The organism is Streptomyces regalis, from assembly GCF_001509475.1.
Classification (GTDB): Bacteria; Actinomycetota; Actinomycetes; order Streptomycetales; family Streptomycetaceae; genus Streptomyces; species Streptomyces regalis.
Genome location: NZ_LLZG01000364.1, coordinates 98,255 through 114,320, shown reverse-complemented (window position 1 = coordinate 114,320; position 16,066 = coordinate 98,255). Strand labels below are relative to the sequence as shown.

Genomic DNA, 16,066 nt, shown 5'->3' with positions numbered 1-16,066 from the left:
CCAAGTCCCCCCAACGGCGCCGTGACGATGGACTCCCAGACCTCACAGTCATCCCAGGCCCCTCAACCGCCCCAGACACCTCATACGTTCCAGGTCGACCTGCGTGGTCTGGTGGACCTGCTCTCCCATCACCTCTACTCCAGTCCCAAGGTCTACCTGCGCGAGCTGCTGCAGAACGCGGTCGACGCCATCACCGCCAGACGCGCCGAGGAACCGGGCGCGCCCGCCGTGGTGCGGCTGTACGCCGAGTCGGGCGCCCTGCGGGTCGAGGACTCCGGTGTCGGGCTCACCGAGGCGGATGTGCACAACCTCCTCGCGACGATCGGACGCAGCTCCAAGCGTGCCGAGGGGCTGCAGGAGGCCCGGTCCGACTTCCTGGGGCAGTTCGGCATCGGTCTGCTGGCCTGTTTCGTGGTCGCCGAGCGGATCCGGGTCGTCAGCCGCAGCGCCCGTACGCCGGACGCGGCGCCCGTGGAGTGGACGGCCACGGACGACGGTTCGTACACCGTGCGGACACTGCCGGACGACGCCCGCGCCGAACCGGGCACCACCGTGCACCTGGTGGCGCGGGCCGGGGCCGCCGAGTGGCTGGCCGAGGACCGGGTCCTGGCGCTGGCGCGGGACTTCGGCTCACTGCTGCCGTACGACGTGCGGGTCGGCAGCGCGGCGGTCACCGACCTGCCCGCGCCCTGGGACCGGCCGTACCCCTCCCCCGCCAACCGCAGGGTGGCCCTGGCACGGCACTGTCACGACCTGTTCGGCTTCACGCCGCTGGACTCGATCGCGCTGGACGTGCCGCTCGCGGGGATTCGTGGCGTGGCGTACGTCCTCCCCTCGGCCGTCAGCCCGGCCCAGCGGGCGGGTCATCGCGTCCACCTCAAGGGCATGCTGCTGACCGAGCGGGCCGAACAGCTGCTGCCCGACTGGGCGTTCTTCGTGCGCTGCGTCCTGGACACCGACAGCCTGCGGCCGACGGCCTCGCGGGAGTCGCTGTACGAGGACGAGACGCTGGCCGCCGTACGGGAGGCGCTCGGCGAAAGGATTCGGACCTGGCTGACGGGACTGGCGGCCGGCGATCCGGAACGGCTTGCGGCCTTCCTGTCCGTGCACCACCTGGGTGTGAAGTCCCTCGCGCGGCACGACAAGGAGATGCTGCGCACGATGCTGCCGTGGCTCCCCTTCGAGACGACCGACGGACGGCTGTCCCTGGAGGAGTTCGCGGGGCGGCACCCGGTGGTGCACTTCACGCGGTCCGTCGAGGAGTACCGGCAGGTCGCGCCGATCGCGTCCGCGCAGGGCGTCGGGGTGATCAACGGCGGTTACACGTACGACAGCGAGCTGGTCGAGGCGCTGCCCTCGGTGCGGCCGGGGACGGTCGTCGCCGAGCTGGACGCGGACACCGTGACCGCTCATCTGGACTCGGTCGACCCGGCCGAGGAGCTGGCCCTGGCGGGCTTCCTGGCGGCCGCGCGGGCGAAGCTGGACCCGCTGGGCTGCGATGTCGTCCTGCGCGCCTTCCATCCGCTGTCCGTGCCCGCGCTGCACCTCGACGACCGGGCGACCCGGCACGAGCAGGCGCGCGCGGAGGCCGAGGAGCAGGCCGACGACCTGTGGGCGGGCATCCTCGGCTCGCTGCGCGGCAGCGCCCCACGCGCGCGTCTCGTGCTCAACCACCTCAGCCCACTGATCCGAAGGATCAGTTCACTGGGCGATCCCGAGCTGATCGGCACCGCCACCGAGTCGCTCTACGGGCAGGCCTTGCTGATGGCTCAGCGACCGCTCAGGCCCACGGACTCGGCGCTGCTGAACCGGGCCTTCATCGGCCTGCTGGAATGGGCCACGAACGGCGAGGAGGGCCACCGATGAGCCGGACCGACGGAATCGCGGACTTCGACTCGCTGCGCCGGGCAATGGCGGAGAACGGCGAGGAGCCGGAGGGTCCCGCCCGCAACGCGCGCGCGGAGCAGCTGCTCGCCGAGGCCGAGAAGCTGAACATCCCGCTCGCCGTGATCGAGGCGCTCGGACACCAGCTGAAGGTCTACAACTACAGCTCCGAGAAGGACAAGATGTTCGTCCCCTTCGCGCGTCTGCTGCGCATGTGGGACGAGCGGCCCGAGGACTTCGACGCGTACGAGACGCACTCCCTGCACTGGGTCTTCAAGTGGATGTCGTCCGGCATGCTCGACCAGCCGCACATCCCGCTGGCCTCGATCGAGAAGTGGCTCGGCGAGATGGAGCACCGCTACCGGCTCGCCGGGCACTCCGAACGGGCCGTGCGCAGTGCCGAGTTCAGCGTGGCCGCGCACGTCGGTGACGTGGCACGGGCCGAGCGGGCGTACGGCGCCTGGCTGGCCGCCGACCGGGACAGCATGGCCGACTGCCACGCGTGCGAGCTGCACGGTCAGGGGTGGTGGCAGGCCGAACGGGGCCGGGACGCGGAGGGGCTTCAGCTGTGGGAGCCGGTCCTTGAGGGCGAGTTCACGTGCGCCCACGAGCCGCACACGGTCCTCGCGTCCTCCCTGGCGCCGCTGCTGCGCCTGGGACGCCTCGACGAGGCCCGCGCCAACCATCTGCGGGGCTTCCGGCTCGTCCGGGCCATGGAGAGCATGCGCGGGGCCTACGCGGACCACGTGGAGTTCTGTGCGCTGACCGGCAACGAGGCGCGCGGCCTGGAGCTGCTCGCCGAGCGGCCCGCGTATTTCACGGACGACGGGCATCCGCGCAGCAAGCTGGAGTTCATGTCGGTGGTGGCCCTGCTCATGGACCGCCTGACCGAACTCGGGCTCGGGCAACAGCAGGTGCCCGGTCCGGCGGGCCGTACCTGGACCGCTCGCGAACTCGCCGTCCACGCGCGCAAGGAGGCCCTCGCCCTGGCCGCGCGCTTCGATCAGCGCAACGGCACCGGACACATCAGCGAGCGGGCACGCGCGCGTATGGAACAGCGGCCACTGGTGGAGCGGCTGCCGTTGGGTGTGCGTACGCCGGCTCGGCCGACGGCGGTGGCGTTGCCCGGGCCGACTGCGGCGAGCGCGCCGGAGAACCCGGACACGCAGCCCGACCTGGCCGCGCTGCTCGCTGAGGCACGGCGACTGTCGGACACCCTGCAGCCGAACGCCATCGAGGCCTGGGCGGCCGTCTCGCGGGCCGCCGAGGGCGTCGAGCTGGACGCCCTCGACCACGCGGAGATCGCCGATCACCAGGCGATGGACCTGGGCCCCGAGGGCATCGACCTGTTCGAACGGGCCGCCGAGCTGTACGCGGAGGCGGGCGACCCCGGGGAGGCCCTGGCGGCACGCGCGCGTGGAGCGTACGTACGCGCTCTCACGGGCGAGGTGCGCCAGGCCCTCACGGCGATCGCCGACCTGTACGACCGGATCCTCGCGCTGTATGCCGAGGACGGCACCGAGGTACGTCAGACGGCGGCCGTACTGATGAGCCGGGCGCGGATCCTGATGCGGCGGGTGCACGAGGCGGACGACGCGGTGCAGGGCGCCGTCCTGGCCGACGCCGAGACCGCCGCGCGGGAGGTGCTCGCGCTCGTCGACGGGCGGGCCGGGGACGATGTACGGCTTGCCTCGCGGGCCGCGGAGGCGCAGGCGATGCTCGCGGAGCTGGCCGCGCTCACCGGGGACGTGGAGGGGGCCGCGGAGCTGTTCGCGCGGGCCTCGGAGGCATTCGTCGGAGCGGGGCTGCCGTGGTTCGCCGTGGAGTACGAGGCCCGGCTGGCCGGACTCGCGCACCATCTCGGCGACACCGCGGAGGCCGAGCGGGCGCTGCGCGCGGCCCTGGAGCACGGCGGCCCGCACCTCGAGGCGACCGGGCGGGCCCAGCTGCACCTCCAGCTGGCCGAGGTGCTCGGCGGGCGTGGGCTGTCCGAGGAGGCCGCCGAACACGCCCTTCAGGCCGCGCACTGGGCCGACGAGGCGGGCGAGAGCCGCACGCTGGGCGCCTGGGCGCGGCACCAGCTCGGCGGGTTCCTGCTGCGGCAGGGACGGTGGGCCGAGGCGGCCGAGGTGCTGGAGTCGGCGCTGCCCGACCTGACCGCCGAGACACACGGCGACGGGGCGGTCGTCCAGACGCAGTGGTGGCTCGGCGACTGCCTGAGCGAGCTCGGGGAGCACCGCGCGGCGGCCGAACGCCGGTTGCAGGCCGCCGAGATCGCCCGGCACTGGCCCGAGCAGCACGACCACGCCACGCTCGCCCACCTCGCCGCCGAGTCCCTCGGCCACGCGGGCCTGCACGCCGAGGCGGACCAGGCGTACGCGCGCGCGGGCGCGCTGTGGCGCTCTCTCGGCAACGTCCACGGTCTCGTGCGCTCCCTGCGTGCCCGTGCGTGGCTGGCGCTGCGTGCGGAGAACCCGGAGGACGCGGCGGGCGAGGCGGGCGACGTGGCGGGCAGGGACGACACGGCGTCCGAGTTGATGGCGAGCGCGGTCAGCGAGTGCGTGGCGGCGCTGGACGCCGTGGACGACGAGGAGGCGCGGCAGCGGCTGACCGCCGAGCTCGGCCACACCCACCGGCAGTTCAGCGACCTGCTCGCCCGTTCCGCCACGGAGGACGCCGAGGACGAGTCGATCCGGGCCGCACTGGAGGAGGCCCTGTCCCAGGTGACGCAGGCCGCCGCGGTGTTCGCATGCCTCGGCGACGGCGCCCTGCACAGCCGCACCGGCGCCGAACTCGCCGCGGGCTGGCTGGAGGCCGACCTGAGCCGCCCGGCCCAGGCCGCCGCACGCGCGCGTGCGGTGCTGACGGCGTACGAGGGCTCGGACGACGCCGACGAAGCGGCGCAGGAGCGGCGGGCGGAGGCCCAGCAGATGCTTGAGGTGGTGGAGGAGCAGGACACGGAGTAGCGGCGCGGGGGCCCTCGTTCCCGGCTCCCGGGGCCCTATTCCACGCCGATGAGCAGCAGCGCCCCCTGCCGCCCGCCCCGGTACACCACCGTGTCGACGGCGAGATACGACTCACGCACGCGTGCTTCGAGGTGCTCGGCGATCGCCTCCGGCGCCTCGTCGCCGAGGACAATCGTGACGAGTTCGCCGCCGGCCGCGATCATGCGGTCGAGGACGGTCTCCGCGGTGGCCGTGACGTCCGAGCCGATCACGGCCACGTCGCCGTCGATGAGGCCGAGGACGTCGCCGGCCTGGCAGATGCCGGCCATGGTCCAGGACTGGCGCTCCGCGACGGCGACCTCGCCGTACCGGGTCGCGCCGGCCGCCGAGGTCATGGACACGACGTCCTCGTCGAACCGGCGCTCGGGCTCGTGCACGGCGAGCGCCGCGATGCCCTGCACCGCGGAGCGGGTCGGGATCAGCGCCACGCGGATGCCCTCCGCACGGGCCTGCTCGGCCGCGGCGGCCGCGGTGTGGCGCAGCTCGGGGTCGTTGGGCAGCAGCACGACCTCGCGCGCGTGGGCCCGCCGTACGGCGTCGACGAGCTCCCCGCTGGCGGGCGGCTCCCCGGGGCGCGCGAGCACGGCGGTCGCGCCGGCCTCGGTGTACAGCCCGGCCAGGCCCTCGCCCGGCACGACGGCCACCACGGCGCGCTGAACCCGCTCCCGCGGCGGCCGCTCGCCGCCGGTGGTGTGGACGTCGCCGAGTCCGAAGTGGGTGATCCGGATCCGGTACGGCCGCCCGGCCTCGACGCCCGCCTCCACGGCGGCACCCGCGTCGTCGACGTGCACATGGACGTTCCACAGCCCGTCGCCGCCGACCACGACGAGGGAGTCGCCCAGGGCGTCGAGCCGTGCCCGCAGTCGCGCCACGGACGCGTCGTCGGCCTCCAGGAGGTAGATCACCTCGAAGGCGGGACCGCCTCCGCCGTGGTCGGCCGGACCGTCGGCGCACTCGTCGGGGTCACCCGGCACGGCGGAGCCACCGCGCGCGTGGTCCGGGAACGCCGCCCCCGGCACAGCGGACACGAGATGGTCGTCGCCCTCCGGGAAGGCACCCCGCTCCAGATCCGTCCCCGCAAAGGCACCCGCTTCCAGGTCCGTCCCCGGAAACCCGCCCGCCGCCGTCTCCACGCGTGCGTGCGGGCCCCCGGCACCGCCGTCCCTCCCGAGCCCCTGCGGATCCCCGGCACCGCCGCGCCCCCCGCGCGCGTACGTCCCGGAAGCCGAGGACCCGACCGCCCGCGGCGCCTCCCCGGTGAACGTCTCCACCAGCGCCGCGAGCACCGCGACCAGCCCGCGCCCACCCGCGTCGACGACCCCGGCGCGCTCCAGGACGGCGAGCTGGCCGGGCGTCGCGGCGAGGGCGGCACGCGCCCCCTCGTAGGCCGCCCGGGCGACCGTCCCGCAGTCGCCCTCCGCTCCGCCCGCCGCGTCGGCGGCGGCCGAGGCGACCGAGAGCACCGTGCCCTCGACGGGATGGGCCACGGCCTCGCGCGCGGAGTCGGCGGCGCGCCGCAGGGCGAGCCGCAGGCCCGGTCCGTCGGTGTGAGCCGTCTCACCGTCGGCGGCGAGCACCTGCGCCATGCCACGCAACAGCTGGGCGAGAATCGTCCCGGAGTTCCCCCGGGCGCCGATCAGGGCCCCGTGCGCCATCGCGCGTACGGCGTCGGCCAGCGAGGGATTCCCCGTCCGCGCGGAAGCCACCTCGTGCCCGGCGAACACCGCCTCGACCGCGGCCACGGCCGACTCCACGGTCAGATACAGGTTCGTCCCGGTGTCACCGTCGGCCACGGGATAGACGTTGATCGCGTCGATCTCCTCACGCGCGCGACCCAGCGACTCCAACGCGAGGCCGCTCCAAGTGCGCACCGCGAGAGCATCGAAGAATGTCTGCGGCACGTGCGCCACCTGCGCCTCCCTGAGCTGCTGGACGTGGCACGCAGCGTAGACCCCGGGCCGGTGTGCGGCGGAAGAGGGCCGGGAGCGGGGCCCTGAGCAGCCATGGTAGTTTCGTTGCACTGGCGCAGTCGTTGTATGCTGCTCCGGTTGCCCGATCCGATCGGGCCGATTCCCCTGGCAACGCCACTCAGATCTCTGATCCTAGATCTCGATCCCGGCCTGCCGGGATTAACCGTAAGTGCATCTGAAGTCTTTGGAGTGACCCGTGGCTGCCAACTGCGACGTCTGCGGCAAGGGGCCGGGCTTCGGCAACAACATCTCGCACTCGCACCGCCGTACGTCCCGTCGCTGGAACCCCAACATCCAGCGCGTCCGTACCGTGGTCGGCGGGACGCCGAAGCGCGTGAACGCTTGCACCTCGTGCATCAAGGCCGGCAAGGTCTCGCGCTGACGCACAGCTAAGCGCGCGGCCACTGCTGGTTGCTGCACTGAGCCGGTCCACCTGAGGGTGGGCCGGCTTTTTGCCGTCCCTGACCGCACACATGAAGATCGAGGCCGCTGCGACCGGCTACCGCATCGCCACAGCCCCCGACACGGTGGACGCCCACCGGTTCGCGCAGCTGGCCGCCGAGGGACGCGCCGCCCTCGCCGCCGGGGACCACCACCGAGCCGCGGCCGCGCTTCTGGAGGCGCTCGCCCTGTGGCGCGGCCCCGCCCTGCCCGACCTCCCGGACGCGCACCGACACGCCCCAACGACCGTCGGGACATCGGTGCGCAGAAGCGGATCCTCGCCGAGCGGTTCGCGGGGATGGGCTGGGAGGGGCGGGTGGCGCTGCTCGGGGACGCCGGGTACGGCGCCACGATGGGCGGCATGGGCGCCGGGGTGGCGATCGTCGGCGCGTACGTCCTGGCCGGGGAACTCGCCCTGGCGGGCGGAGATCACCGTACGGCGTTCGCTGCGTACGAGATACCGGATCCGGGACTTCGCCAAGGGCTGCCATGGATGTACCGGCTGCTCGCCTCTCGCCCACTGGCCGCCTTCTTCAAGCGGCTCACCGAGCAGTCGGCGACCGACATCAAGCTGCCGGAGTATCCCGCCGGGTGAGGGCCCAGCCGTGATCCACCGGCCCGATCCCGCCGCCGAGCGCGAACCCGGCCGCGATCGCCCCGGTGACATACTCCTTGGCCGCCGCGACCGCCTCCGGCACGGACTGCCCCTTCGCCAGCTGCGACGCGATCGCGGACGCGAGGGTGCAGCCCGTGCCGTGCGTGTGGCGGTTGTCGTGGCGCGGGGCGCGCAGCCAGTGCTCCTCGGAGCCGTCGGTGAGCAGGTCCACAGCCTGGTTCCCGCCCACCCGCCCTGCGTCACCCGCGAGGTGGCCGCCCTTGACCACGACCCAACGGGGCCCGTACTCCAGCACGGCCGCCGCGGCTCGCCGCAGGTCGCCCTCCGACTCCACGTGTACGCCGGTGAGTTGGGCCACCTCGTCGAGGTTCGGCGTCGCGACGGTCGCCACCGGCAACAACGCGGTGCGTACCGAGTCGAGCGCGGAGGCCGCCAGCAGCGAGTCCCCGTGCTTGGAGACGCCGACCGGGTCGACCACGGCGGGCGCGTCCGTCCCCCCGATCAACTCGGCCACCGCCTCGACGAGTTCGGCCGACGCGAGCATCCCCGTCTTGACCGCCTGCACGCCGATGTCGTCGACGACACTGCGGTACTGCGCCCGCACCGCCTCCACCGGAAGCTCCCAGGCCCCCTGCACACCAAGGGAGTTCTGAGCGGTGACGGCCGTGAGCACACTCATGCCGTGCACGCCGAGCGCGAGCATCGTCTTCAGGTCGGCCTGAATGCCCGCGCCGCCACCGGAGTCGGAGCCCGCGACCGTCAGTACCCGGGGTGGGGCGCTCATGACTCGATGTCCCCGCCGAAGTGGTCCCAGCCGCCCTTGCTGGTCCAGGGCGCCCCGTCCACCGTCACCTGCGGCAGCGCCGAGGGGTTGAGGACCTCGCCGATGACCTTCCAGCGGGCCGGCAGCTTCACGTCCGGCGGGAAGGTCGCCACGATCGCGTGGTCCTCTCCCCCGGTCAGCACCCACTGCATGGGGTCGACGCCGACGGCCTGCCCGATGTCGTTCATCTGGGACGGGATGTCGATCGCCCCCGAGCGGATGTCGATACGGACCTTGCTGGCCTCGGCGATGTGCCCGAGGTCCGCGATCAGCCCGTCGCTGACGTCGCACATCGCGGTCGCGCCGAGCCCCGCGGCAGCCGGACCCGCGTGATACGGCGGCTCGGGGCGCCGGTGCGCCTCCACGAAGGCCCGCGGCGAGCGGAAACCGCGGGCGAGCACGGCGTATCCGGCGGCGGACCAGCCCAGCCAGCCGGTGACCGCGACGAGGTCGCCGGGCTGCGCGCCCGCCCGCGTCACGGGCTCCTGGTTGCGCAGATCGCCGAGCGCGGTGATCGACACCATGATCGTGTCGCCCCGTACGACGTCTCCGCCGACCACCGAGGCGCCCGCGACCTGGCACTCGTCGCGCAGGCCGTCCATCAGCTCGCTCGGCCAGGTCACCGGGAGTTCGGCAGGCACGACGAGGCCGAGCAGCAGGGCGGTCGGCACGGCGCCCATGGCGGCGATGTCCGCGAGGTTCTGCGCGGCGGCCTTGCGGCCGACGTCGTAGGCCGTGGACCAGTCGCGGCGGAAGTGCCGCCCCTCCAGCAGGATGTCGGTGCTGGCGACCACCCTGCGGTCGGGCGCGGCCACCACCGCGGCATCGTCGCCGGGGCCGACCCGGACCGCCGGGGTGGTGGTGAGACGGGAGGTGAGCTCCCTGATGAGCCCGAACTCACCGAGCTCACCAACAGTGCCCTTCATTGCCCTTACGCCCCTTCTGTCCCTGTCCGCACCCGGTCGCGCGTCACTACTGTCCTCGCTACGGTCGAGATGTACGTCAACTTCTGTCGTGAGTGCACCCCGGCGCGCAAGCCCCGGTCTCCGCAGGTCTCCCCGCGGCGAGCGGCGACGCGATACCGTGGCGTTCCTTTTCCCCACATGATCCTCGTGGCCGCCCTGGAGGTTCCGTGGTACAGGCGTACATCCTGATCCAGACGGAGGTCGGCAAGGCGTCGACCGTCGCCGAGACGATCAGCAAGATCCCTGGAGTCATCCAGGCCGAGGACGTGACAGGACCGTACGACGTCATCGTGCGCGCCCAGGCCGACACAGTCGACGACCTGGGTCGCATGGTGGTCGCGAAGGTCCAGCAAGTGGACGGCATCACCCGCACCCTGACCTGCCCGGTCGTACATCTGTAGCCCCCGTCTACCCTTGGCCGGTGAACTCTTTCCGTCACCGGCACATTTCTGTCCTCGGGCTGCCCGCGCTGGTCCTGCTGATCACCGCAGCGGGCTGCTCATCAGCAGACGACAGCGCGTCGGCGGCGGTTCCCAGCCCCGGCGCGAACGCCGCGAAGCTGTGTCAGAACCTCGACAAGGTACTGCCGGCCAAGGTGGACGGTGAGCGCCGTGAGGACCCCTCGCCCGCGTCCGCGCTGACCGCGGGCTGGGGGGACGACCCGGCGATCATACTGCGCTGCGGTGTCGTACGGCCGCCGAAGATGATCGATCCCAAGGTGGCCGAGGGCCGGGACCCGGACGCGGTGGCCGGTGGCGTCGAAGGCGTGAAGTGGCTGATGGAGAAGCAGGACGGCGGCGGGTACCGGTTCACGTCCGCGAGCCGACGCGCCTACGTCGAGGTCACCGTGCCGGACGGGCGTGACAGTTCGGGAGCGCTGATCGACCTGGCGCCGGCCATCAAGAAGGCGATCCCCACGGGGATCGCCGACTTGACCGGTACGGGTCCTACCTGAGTCCGGTGGACCGCCGCAACGCCGCCTGGATCAGCCTGTCCACGAGGTCCGGGTAGCTGATCCCGCCGGCCTGCCACATCTGCGGGTACATCGAGATCGGCGTGAAACCGGGCATCGTGTTGATCTCGTTGATCACGAACTCCCCGTCCTCGGTGAGGAAGAAGTCCGCGCGCACCAGCCCCTCGCACGAAGCCGCCTCGAAGGCGTCCACCGCCAGACGCTGGACCTCCGCGGTCTCCTCCGGCGTGAGAGGCGCGGGCACGATTCCCGGCGTCGAGTCGATGTACTTGGCCTCGAAGTCGTAGTACGCGTGCGTATCCGGCGGCGGGATCTCGGCCGGTACGGAGGCGCGCGGGCCGTCCTCGAACTCCAGCACCCCGCACTCGATCTCCCGGCCGCGCAGCGCAGCCTCGACGAGGATCTTCGGGTCGTGCCGCTGGGCTTCGGCGATCGCCTCGTCCAGGCCGGACAGGTCGTCGACCTTGGTGATGCCGATCGACGAACCCGCGCGCGCGGGCTTCACGAAGAGCGGCCAGCCGTGGTCGCCGGCGAGGTCGATGATCTTCTTGCGGGCGGCGGACTCGTCCTGCTCCCACTCGCGCGGCCGGATCACCACGTACGGGCCCACCTTGAGCCCGAACGAGGTGAACACCCGCTTCATGTACTCCTTGTCCTGACCGACGGCCGAGGCGAGCACACCGGAGCCGACGTACGGCACCCCGGAGAGCTCCAGCAGGCCCTGCAGGGTGCCGTCCTCGCCGTAGGGACCGTGGAGCACCGGGAAGACGACGTCGATCTCGCCCAGCGCCTTGGGCACCGATCCGGGCTCGGTGTAGACGACTTCGCGGTTGGCCGGGTCGACGGGGAGCACCACGCCGCCCTCGCCGGAGTCGGTGAGGTCCTCGACTTCGGGCGTACGGCGGTCGGTGATCGCCATCCGCTCGGGTTCGTCCGCGGTGAGCACCCAGCGGCCTTCCCGCGTGATGCCGATCGGCAGGACGTCGTACTTCGCCCGGTCGATGGCGCGCAGTACGGCTCCGGCGGTGACCATGGAGATCCCGTGCTCGGAGCTGCGACCGCCGAACACGACGGCCACGCGCGGCTTGCGAGGCGGCTGGTCAGGGCTCTGGGGGAGGTTCTCGGTGCTCATATCGCGTTGAGCGTACCCGCCCGTAGGGTCCGAGTCAGCGTCCGGAGGGTGCCCTTCGCTCAGCGTCGCTCGGGCTTCGCGCTGCGCGACATCAGCTCCTTGAGAGCGACTACGGGCGGCTTGCCCTCATGGACGATTTCCACGACCGTCTCCGTGATGGGCATGTCGACGCCGTGCCGGCGGGCCAGATCCAGCACCGACTCACAGGACTTGACGCCCTCGGCGGTCTGCTTGGTGACCGCGATGGTCTCCTGCAGGGTCATGCCCTTGCCGAGGTTGGTGCCGAAGGTGTGGTTGCGGGACAGCGGCGAGGAGCAGGTCGCCACCAGGTCGCCCAGGCCCGCGAGTCCGGAGAACGTCAGCGGGTCGGCGCCCAGCGCGACGCCGAGCCGCGTGGTCTCGGCGAGGCCGCGCGTGATGAGCGAGCCCTTGGCGTTGTCGCCGAGGCCCATGCCGTCCGCGATGCCGACGGCGAGGCCGATGACGTTCTTCACGGCACCGCCCAGTTCGCAACCCACCACGTCCGTATTGGTGTAGGGGCGGAAGTACGGCGTGTGGCTGGCGGCCTGCAGTCGCTGGGCGACGGCCTCGTCGGTGCAGGCAACCACGGCGGCGGCCGGCATCCGCGCGGCGATCTCGCGGGCGAGGTTGGGTCCGGTGACCACGGCGATGCGGTCGTGGCCGACCTTGGCCACGTCCTCGATGACCTCGCTCATCCGCATGGTGGTGCCGAGTTCGACGCCCTTCATCAGCGACACGAGGACGGTGCCCGGCGCCAGCATCGGGGTCCACTCGGCGAGGTTGGCACGCAGTGTCTGGGAGGGGACGGACAGCACCGTGAAGTCGGCGCCGGCCATGGCCTCGGCGGGGTCCGTGGTGGCCCGCATGCCTTGCGGGAGCTCGACGCCGGGGAAGTAGTCGGGGTTCGTGCGGGTCGAGTTGATGGCCTCGGCGACCTCGGCGCGACGGGCCCACAGGGTGACCTCGCATCCCGCGTCGGCGAGGACGATGCCGAAGGCGGTGCCCCACGAACCAGCACTCAGAACTGCCGCCTTGACGGGCTTGCTCACGTGCCCTGCCCCTCTTCCTGCTCGGCGTTTTCCTGTACGGCCTTTTCCTGTTCGGCCCTCGCCTGCGTCCGCCGGTTCTGCGCGGCGGTCCTGCGCCGCTGCTCGATGCGCTCCTGGCGCGGATCGTACGGCGTCTCGGGCGCCTTCTCGCCGCGGATCTCCTCCAGCTGGCGGGTGATGGCGGCCATGATGACCTCGGTCGCCTCCTTCAGCAGCTCCGGGGTCATTTCCTTGTCGTAGAAGCGCGCGAGATCCACGGGCGGGCCGGCGAGCACCCGGTGGGTCTTGCGCGGAAGGACGTTGAGCTTCTTCGCGTAGGGCGGCAGCAGTTCGTTGGCACCCCACTGGGCAACCGGGATCACCGGGCACTTGGTCTGCAGCGCGACGCGTGCGGCGCCGGTCTTGGCGGTCATGGGCCACTGGTCCGGGTCCCGGGTGATGGTGCCCTCCGGGTAGAACGCGACGCACTCGCCGCGCTCCACGGCGTCGATCGCGGCCCTGAAGGCGCTCAGCGCGTCCGTGGTCTCCCGGTAGACGGGGATCTGCCCGGTGCCGCGCATCGCGGCGCCGACGAATCCCTTCCTGAAAAGCCCGCTCTTCGCCAGGAATCGCGGAACCCGGCCGGTGTTGTACTGAAAGTGCGCGTACGCGAAGGGATCGATGTGCGAATTGTGGTTCACCGCGGTGATAAATCCACCGTCGGCCGGAATGTGCTCCATTCCACGCCAGTCCCGCTTGATCAGAACCACCAGCGGCGGTTTGCAGAGCACCGCGGCGAAGCGATACCAGAAGCCGATTCTGCGGCGGGGCACGCGGACACCTTCCTCTAGGGATCAAGGACATCGGGCCGGGGGGCCGCACAAGTGTCGCCCCAGGCCGCCGGTCTGTCGAGAACACCGTACGCCTCGCCGCCACAACCGCCAGGTGCCCCTGGTGACGGCTGAGTGACAATGGCCGCGACAAGAAAGGGACGAAGCGCTCGTGCAGTGGACCTTGGTCATACCCCTGAAGCCCTTGGCGCGGGCGAAGAGCAGGCTCTCGGACACCGCATCCGACGGATTGCGCCCAGGCCTCGCCCTCGCTTTCGCCCAGGACACCGTCGCGGCGGCGCTGGCCTGCCCGGCGGTGAAGGATGTGGCAGTCGTCACGGACGACGCCCTGGCCGGCCGCGAGCTGGGCGCACTTGGCGCGCACATCGTCCCGGACGAGCCGGGCGGCGGCCTGAACGCGGCGCTGGCGCACGCGGCGGCGGTCGTACGCTCCTCCCGCCCCGAAAGTGCCCTCGCGGCCCTGAACGCCGATCTTCCCGCCCTGCGCCCGCTGGAATTGGCCCGCGTCCTGGACTCGGCCGCGCAATTCCCTCGCGCATTTCTCCCGGATGCCGCCGCAATCGGCACGACGCTGCTGACCGCCGCTCCGGGCAGAGATTTACTTCCGTCATTCGGCACGAATTCCAGAACCCGCCATCGTGAGTCCGGGGCGGTGGAACTCGACCTCGACCAGGTGGATTCGGTACGCCAGGACGTGGACACCGGCGCCGACCTGCGCGCCGCGCTGGCCTTGGGCGTAGGCCCACGAACGGCGACGGCAGCGGCACGCCTACTGATCAAGGAACAGTGACGGGCGCGCCCCATCACAACCCATCGTAGGGTGGCAGCCATGCAGGCCACCGCATACACCTACGACACCGAATCCCGCTCCGGCAGCGTCCTCCTGGACGACGGCACCCCCGTCCCCTTCGACGCCCCGGCCTTCGACGCGGGCGGACTGAGGCTGCTGCGCCCCGGGCAGCGGGTACGCATCGAGACGGAGGGCGAGGGCGAGTCCCTGCGGATCACGCTGGTGACGTTGCAGACGCTCTGAGGCTCCACAGGTCCCCGGACACGCCGCGGGCCGGACTCCCGACGGAGTCCGGCCCGGCGCGTGAGTGCCCCTGCGGTTTCTACCTCTTGCGGGCGGTGGCCTTCTTGGCGGTGGTCTTGCGGGCCGTCGACTTCTTGGCGGGCGCCTTCTTGGCGGTCGCCTTCTTCGCCGGGGCCTTCTTGGCCGTCGCCTTCTTCGCCGTGGTCTTCTTCGCCGCGGTGGTCTTGGCAGCCGCCGTGGTCTTCTTGGCGGGCGCCTTCTTCGCCGTGACCTTCTTGGCAGCAGCGGCCTTCTTCGCCGGCGCCGCCTTCTTCGCCGTGACCTTCTTCGCGGCCGCCTTGGTGGCCTTCTTCGCGGCGGCCTTCTTGACCGTCGCCGCGGCACCACCGGTCAGGCTGCCCTTGGGCGCCTTCTTGACCGCGACCTCGCCGCCTCGCGGGAGCTTCTTCGAGCCGCTCACCAGGTCCTTGAAGCCCTGACCGGCACGGAAACGCGGAACGGAGGTCTTCTTGACCCGAACCCGCTCGCCCGTCTGGGGGTTACGGGCGTAACGAGCAGGTCGGTCGACCTTCTCGAACGAACCGAAGCCGGTGACCGAGACCCGCTCACCCGCGACGACCGCGCGGACGATGGCGTCCAGTACATGGTCGACAGCCTCGGCGGCCTGCTGGCGGCCGCCCATCTTGTCGGCAATCGCTTCTACGAGCTGCGCCTTGTTCACGTCTTCCCCTTCGGAGACATCGCCAGAACGAAAGTGTTCAAGCTTTTTCGCACGTTAGGCAGATATATACCGCAAATCAAACACGAAACGGGCTAATCACCCTTGTGCCGCAACAGACTCGACGATCTCGAAGGTGTTCAGCGTTCCTCTTCGGGGAATCGCCCCGCGTCGAGATCCGCGATGAACCGCTCCAGACGCCTTGTCGCTTCGGCAACGTCGTGCTTGGCCGCGGCCGTAATGACCAGCAGCTTCCGGGTCAGCGCCATCCGTACGCCCTCCGGGACTTGCAGTGCGCGCACCCTTGCATGCGCTTCCTTCAGTTGGTCCGCGACTGCCGCATAGAGCTCGAGTTGGCCGTCGTGTTCCATGCACAGATTGTGCCATCTGGGGCGAGTTGTCGCCTGCCAGGGGTGCAACTCCGGCCTCAAATGGCCTTCCGGGCACTTGCGGAAGCCACGGCTACATGACTCGCGTACCCCGGCAACACCCGTCGTAACGTGGGAAGTTGAGTGCCGCACCTACGAGGCGCAGGGCCGTTCGGGTGCAGACATGGCAGTACCCCCGATCGGGGCTGATCGGGGGCACTGAGGGGGTGTTGCGGTG

Annotated in this window: 15 protein-coding genes and 2 pseudogenes; 9 read left to right on the top strand and 8 right to left on the bottom strand. The window is 71.6% G+C overall.

Annotated elements, in window-relative coordinates:
* Positions 1-27: 27 nt before the first annotated feature.
* Positions 28-1,866 (top strand): HSP90 family protein, encoded by a 1,839-nt coding sequence (locus tag ADL12_RS33500; protein ID WP_079052422.1) that lies wholly within the window; start codon positions 28-30, stop codon positions 1,864-1,866.
* Positions 1,863-4,850 carry a methyl-accepting chemotaxis protein gene (locus ADL12_RS33495; RefSeq protein WP_062709104.1) on the top strand — a complete coding sequence of 996 codons (2,988 nt, stop codon included), beginning with the start codon at positions 1,863-1,865 and terminating at the stop codon, positions 4,848-4,850. The genes ADL12_RS33500 and ADL12_RS33495 overlap by 4 nt, the downstream gene beginning before the upstream one ends.
* A 35-nt stretch (positions 4,851-4,885) precedes the next feature.
* Here the strand turns inward: ADL12_RS33495 and ADL12_RS33490 are convergent, their stop codons facing one another.
* Positions 4,886-6,799 carry a DAK2 domain-containing protein gene (locus ADL12_RS33490; protein WP_062709101.1) on the bottom strand — a complete coding sequence of 638 codons (1,914 nt, stop codon included), beginning with the start codon at positions 6,797-6,799 and terminating at the stop codon, positions 4,886-4,888.
* Between the two features lie 256 nt (positions 6,800-7,055).
* Here ADL12_RS33490 and rpmB point away from each other — a divergent pair, with 256 nt between their 5' ends.
* The 3 genes and pseudogenes from rpmB to ADL12_RS33480 form a co-directional block, all read left to right on the top strand.
* Positions 7,056-7,241, top strand: a complete 186-nt coding sequence (gene rpmB, locus ADL12_RS33485; protein ID WP_003993230.1) for a 50S ribosomal protein L28 — start codon at positions 7,056-7,058, stop codon at positions 7,239-7,241.
* A gap of 91 nt (positions 7,242-7,332) precedes the next feature.
* Positions 7,333-7,473, top strand: a pseudogene (locus ADL12_RS51305) (hypothetical protein); the annotation flags it as partial.
* Between the two features lie 71 nt (positions 7,474-7,544).
* A pseudogene (locus tag ADL12_RS33480) lies at positions 7,545-7,895 on the top strand (FAD-dependent oxidoreductase); the annotation flags it as partial.
* Here the strand turns inward: ADL12_RS33480 and thiD are convergent.
* Both thiD and ADL12_RS33470 read right to left on the bottom strand, forming a co-directional pair.
* Entirely contained in the window at positions 7,867-8,700 is an 834-nt protein-coding gene (gene thiD / locus ADL12_RS33475; protein ID WP_062709094.1) for a bifunctional hydroxymethylpyrimidine kinase/phosphomethylpyrimidine kinase, read from the bottom strand. The pseudogene ADL12_RS33480 and the gene thiD overlap by 29 nt on opposite strands.
* The gene (locus ADL12_RS33470) at positions 8,697-9,665 is read right to left on the bottom strand and encodes a thiamine-phosphate kinase (RefSeq protein WP_062709090.1); all 969 of its coding nucleotides are present in this window, start codon (positions 9,663-9,665) and stop codon (positions 8,697-8,699) included. Before ADL12_RS33470 ends, thiD begins: the two co-directional genes overlap by 4 nt.
* 206 nt (positions 9,666-9,871) lie before the next feature.
* On the opposite strand from ADL12_RS33470, the gene ADL12_RS33465 reads away from it, so the two are divergent.
* Positions 9,872-10,105: an Lrp/AsnC family transcriptional regulator gene (locus ADL12_RS33465; protein ID WP_003997603.1), complete on the top strand. Its 234-nt coding sequence runs from the start codon at positions 9,872-9,874 to the stop codon at positions 10,103-10,105.
* A 20-nt stretch (positions 10,106-10,125) separates the two neighbouring features.
* On the top strand, positions 10,126-10,659 hold the full coding sequence (locus ADL12_RS33460; protein ID WP_062709087.1) for a DUF3515 domain-containing protein: 534 nt from the start codon (positions 10,126-10,128) through the stop codon (positions 10,657-10,659).
* Here ADL12_RS33460 and ADL12_RS33455 read toward each other — a convergent pair.
* The 3 genes from ADL12_RS33455 to ADL12_RS33445 are packed head-to-tail and all read right to left on the bottom strand — an operon-like array spanning position 10,652 to position 13,691.
* On the bottom strand, positions 10,652-11,809 hold the full coding sequence (locus ADL12_RS33455; RefSeq protein WP_062709084.1) for a D-alanine--D-alanine ligase family protein: 1,158 nt from the start codon (positions 11,807-11,809) through the stop codon (positions 10,652-10,654). The two genes, ADL12_RS33460 and ADL12_RS33455, sit on opposite strands and share 8 nt — an antisense overlap.
* A 59-nt stretch (positions 11,810-11,868) precedes the next feature.
* The gene (locus ADL12_RS33450) at positions 11,869-12,879 is read right to left on the bottom strand and encodes an NAD(P)H-dependent glycerol-3-phosphate dehydrogenase (protein ID WP_062709081.1); all 1,011 of its coding nucleotides are present in this window, start codon (positions 12,877-12,879) and stop codon (positions 11,869-11,871) included.
* Positions 12,876-13,691 (bottom strand): lysophospholipid acyltransferase family protein, encoded by an 816-nt coding sequence (locus ADL12_RS33445; RefSeq protein WP_062709078.1) that lies wholly within the window; start codon positions 13,689-13,691, stop codon positions 12,876-12,878. Before ADL12_RS33445 ends, ADL12_RS33450 begins: the two co-directional genes overlap by 4 nt.
* 169 nt (positions 13,692-13,860) lie before the next feature.
* Between ADL12_RS33445 and cofC the strand changes: the two genes are divergently transcribed.
* Together cofC and ADL12_RS33435 are read left to right on the top strand one after the other, a co-directional pair.
* Positions 13,861-14,499, top strand: a complete 639-nt coding sequence (cofC, locus tag ADL12_RS33440) for a 2-phospho-L-lactate guanylyltransferase (RefSeq protein ID WP_062709074.1) — start codon at positions 13,861-13,863, stop codon at positions 14,497-14,499.
* 39 nt (positions 14,500-14,538) lie between these two features.
* On the top strand, positions 14,539-14,742 hold the full coding sequence (locus ADL12_RS33435) for a hypothetical protein (protein WP_062709072.1): 204 nt from the start codon (positions 14,539-14,541) through the stop codon (positions 14,740-14,742).
* A gap of 79 nt (positions 14,743-14,821) precedes the next feature.
* Here the strand turns inward: ADL12_RS33435 and ADL12_RS33430 are convergent, their stop codons facing one another.
* Positions 14,822-15,463, bottom strand: a complete 642-nt coding sequence (locus ADL12_RS33430; RefSeq protein ID WP_062709070.1) for an HU family DNA-binding protein — start codon at positions 15,461-15,463, stop codon at positions 14,822-14,824.
* 137 nt (positions 15,464-15,600) lie between these two features.
* The gene (locus ADL12_RS33425; RefSeq protein ID WP_003997611.1) at positions 15,601-15,831 is read right to left on the bottom strand and encodes an SCO5555 family protein; all 231 of its coding nucleotides are present in this window, start codon (positions 15,829-15,831) and stop codon (positions 15,601-15,603) included.
* Positions 15,832-16,066 lie beyond the last annotated feature (235 nt).

Bases quoted from the DNA above. Each gene is read 5' to 3' on its own strand.
- ADL12_RS33500 (WP_079052422.1), top strand. From the start codon at position 28: ATGGACTCCCAGACCTCACAGTCATCCCAGGCCCCTCAACCGCCCCAG.
- ADL12_RS33495 (WP_062709104.1), top strand. From the start codon at position 1,863: ATGAGCCGGACCGACGGAATCGCGGACTTCGACTCGCTGCGCCGGGCA.
- thiD (WP_062709094.1), bottom strand. From the start codon at position 8,700: ATGAGCGCCCCACCCCGGGTACTGACGGTCGCGGGCTCCGACTCCGGT.
- ADL12_RS33470 (WP_062709090.1), bottom strand. From the start codon at position 9,665: ATGAAGGGCACTGTTGGTGAGCTCGGTGAGTTCGGGCTCATCAGGGAG.
- ADL12_RS33455 (WP_062709084.1), bottom strand. From the start codon at position 11,809: ATGAGCACCGAGAACCTCCCCCAGAGCCCTGACCAGCCGCCTCGCAAG.
- ADL12_RS33435 (WP_062709072.1), top strand. From the start codon at position 14,539: ATGCAGGCCACCGCATACACCTACGACACCGAATCCCGCTCCGGCAGC.
- ADL12_RS33425 (WP_003997611.1), bottom strand. From the start codon at position 15,831: ATGGAACACGACGGCCAACTCGAGCTCTATGCGGCAGTCGCGGACCAA.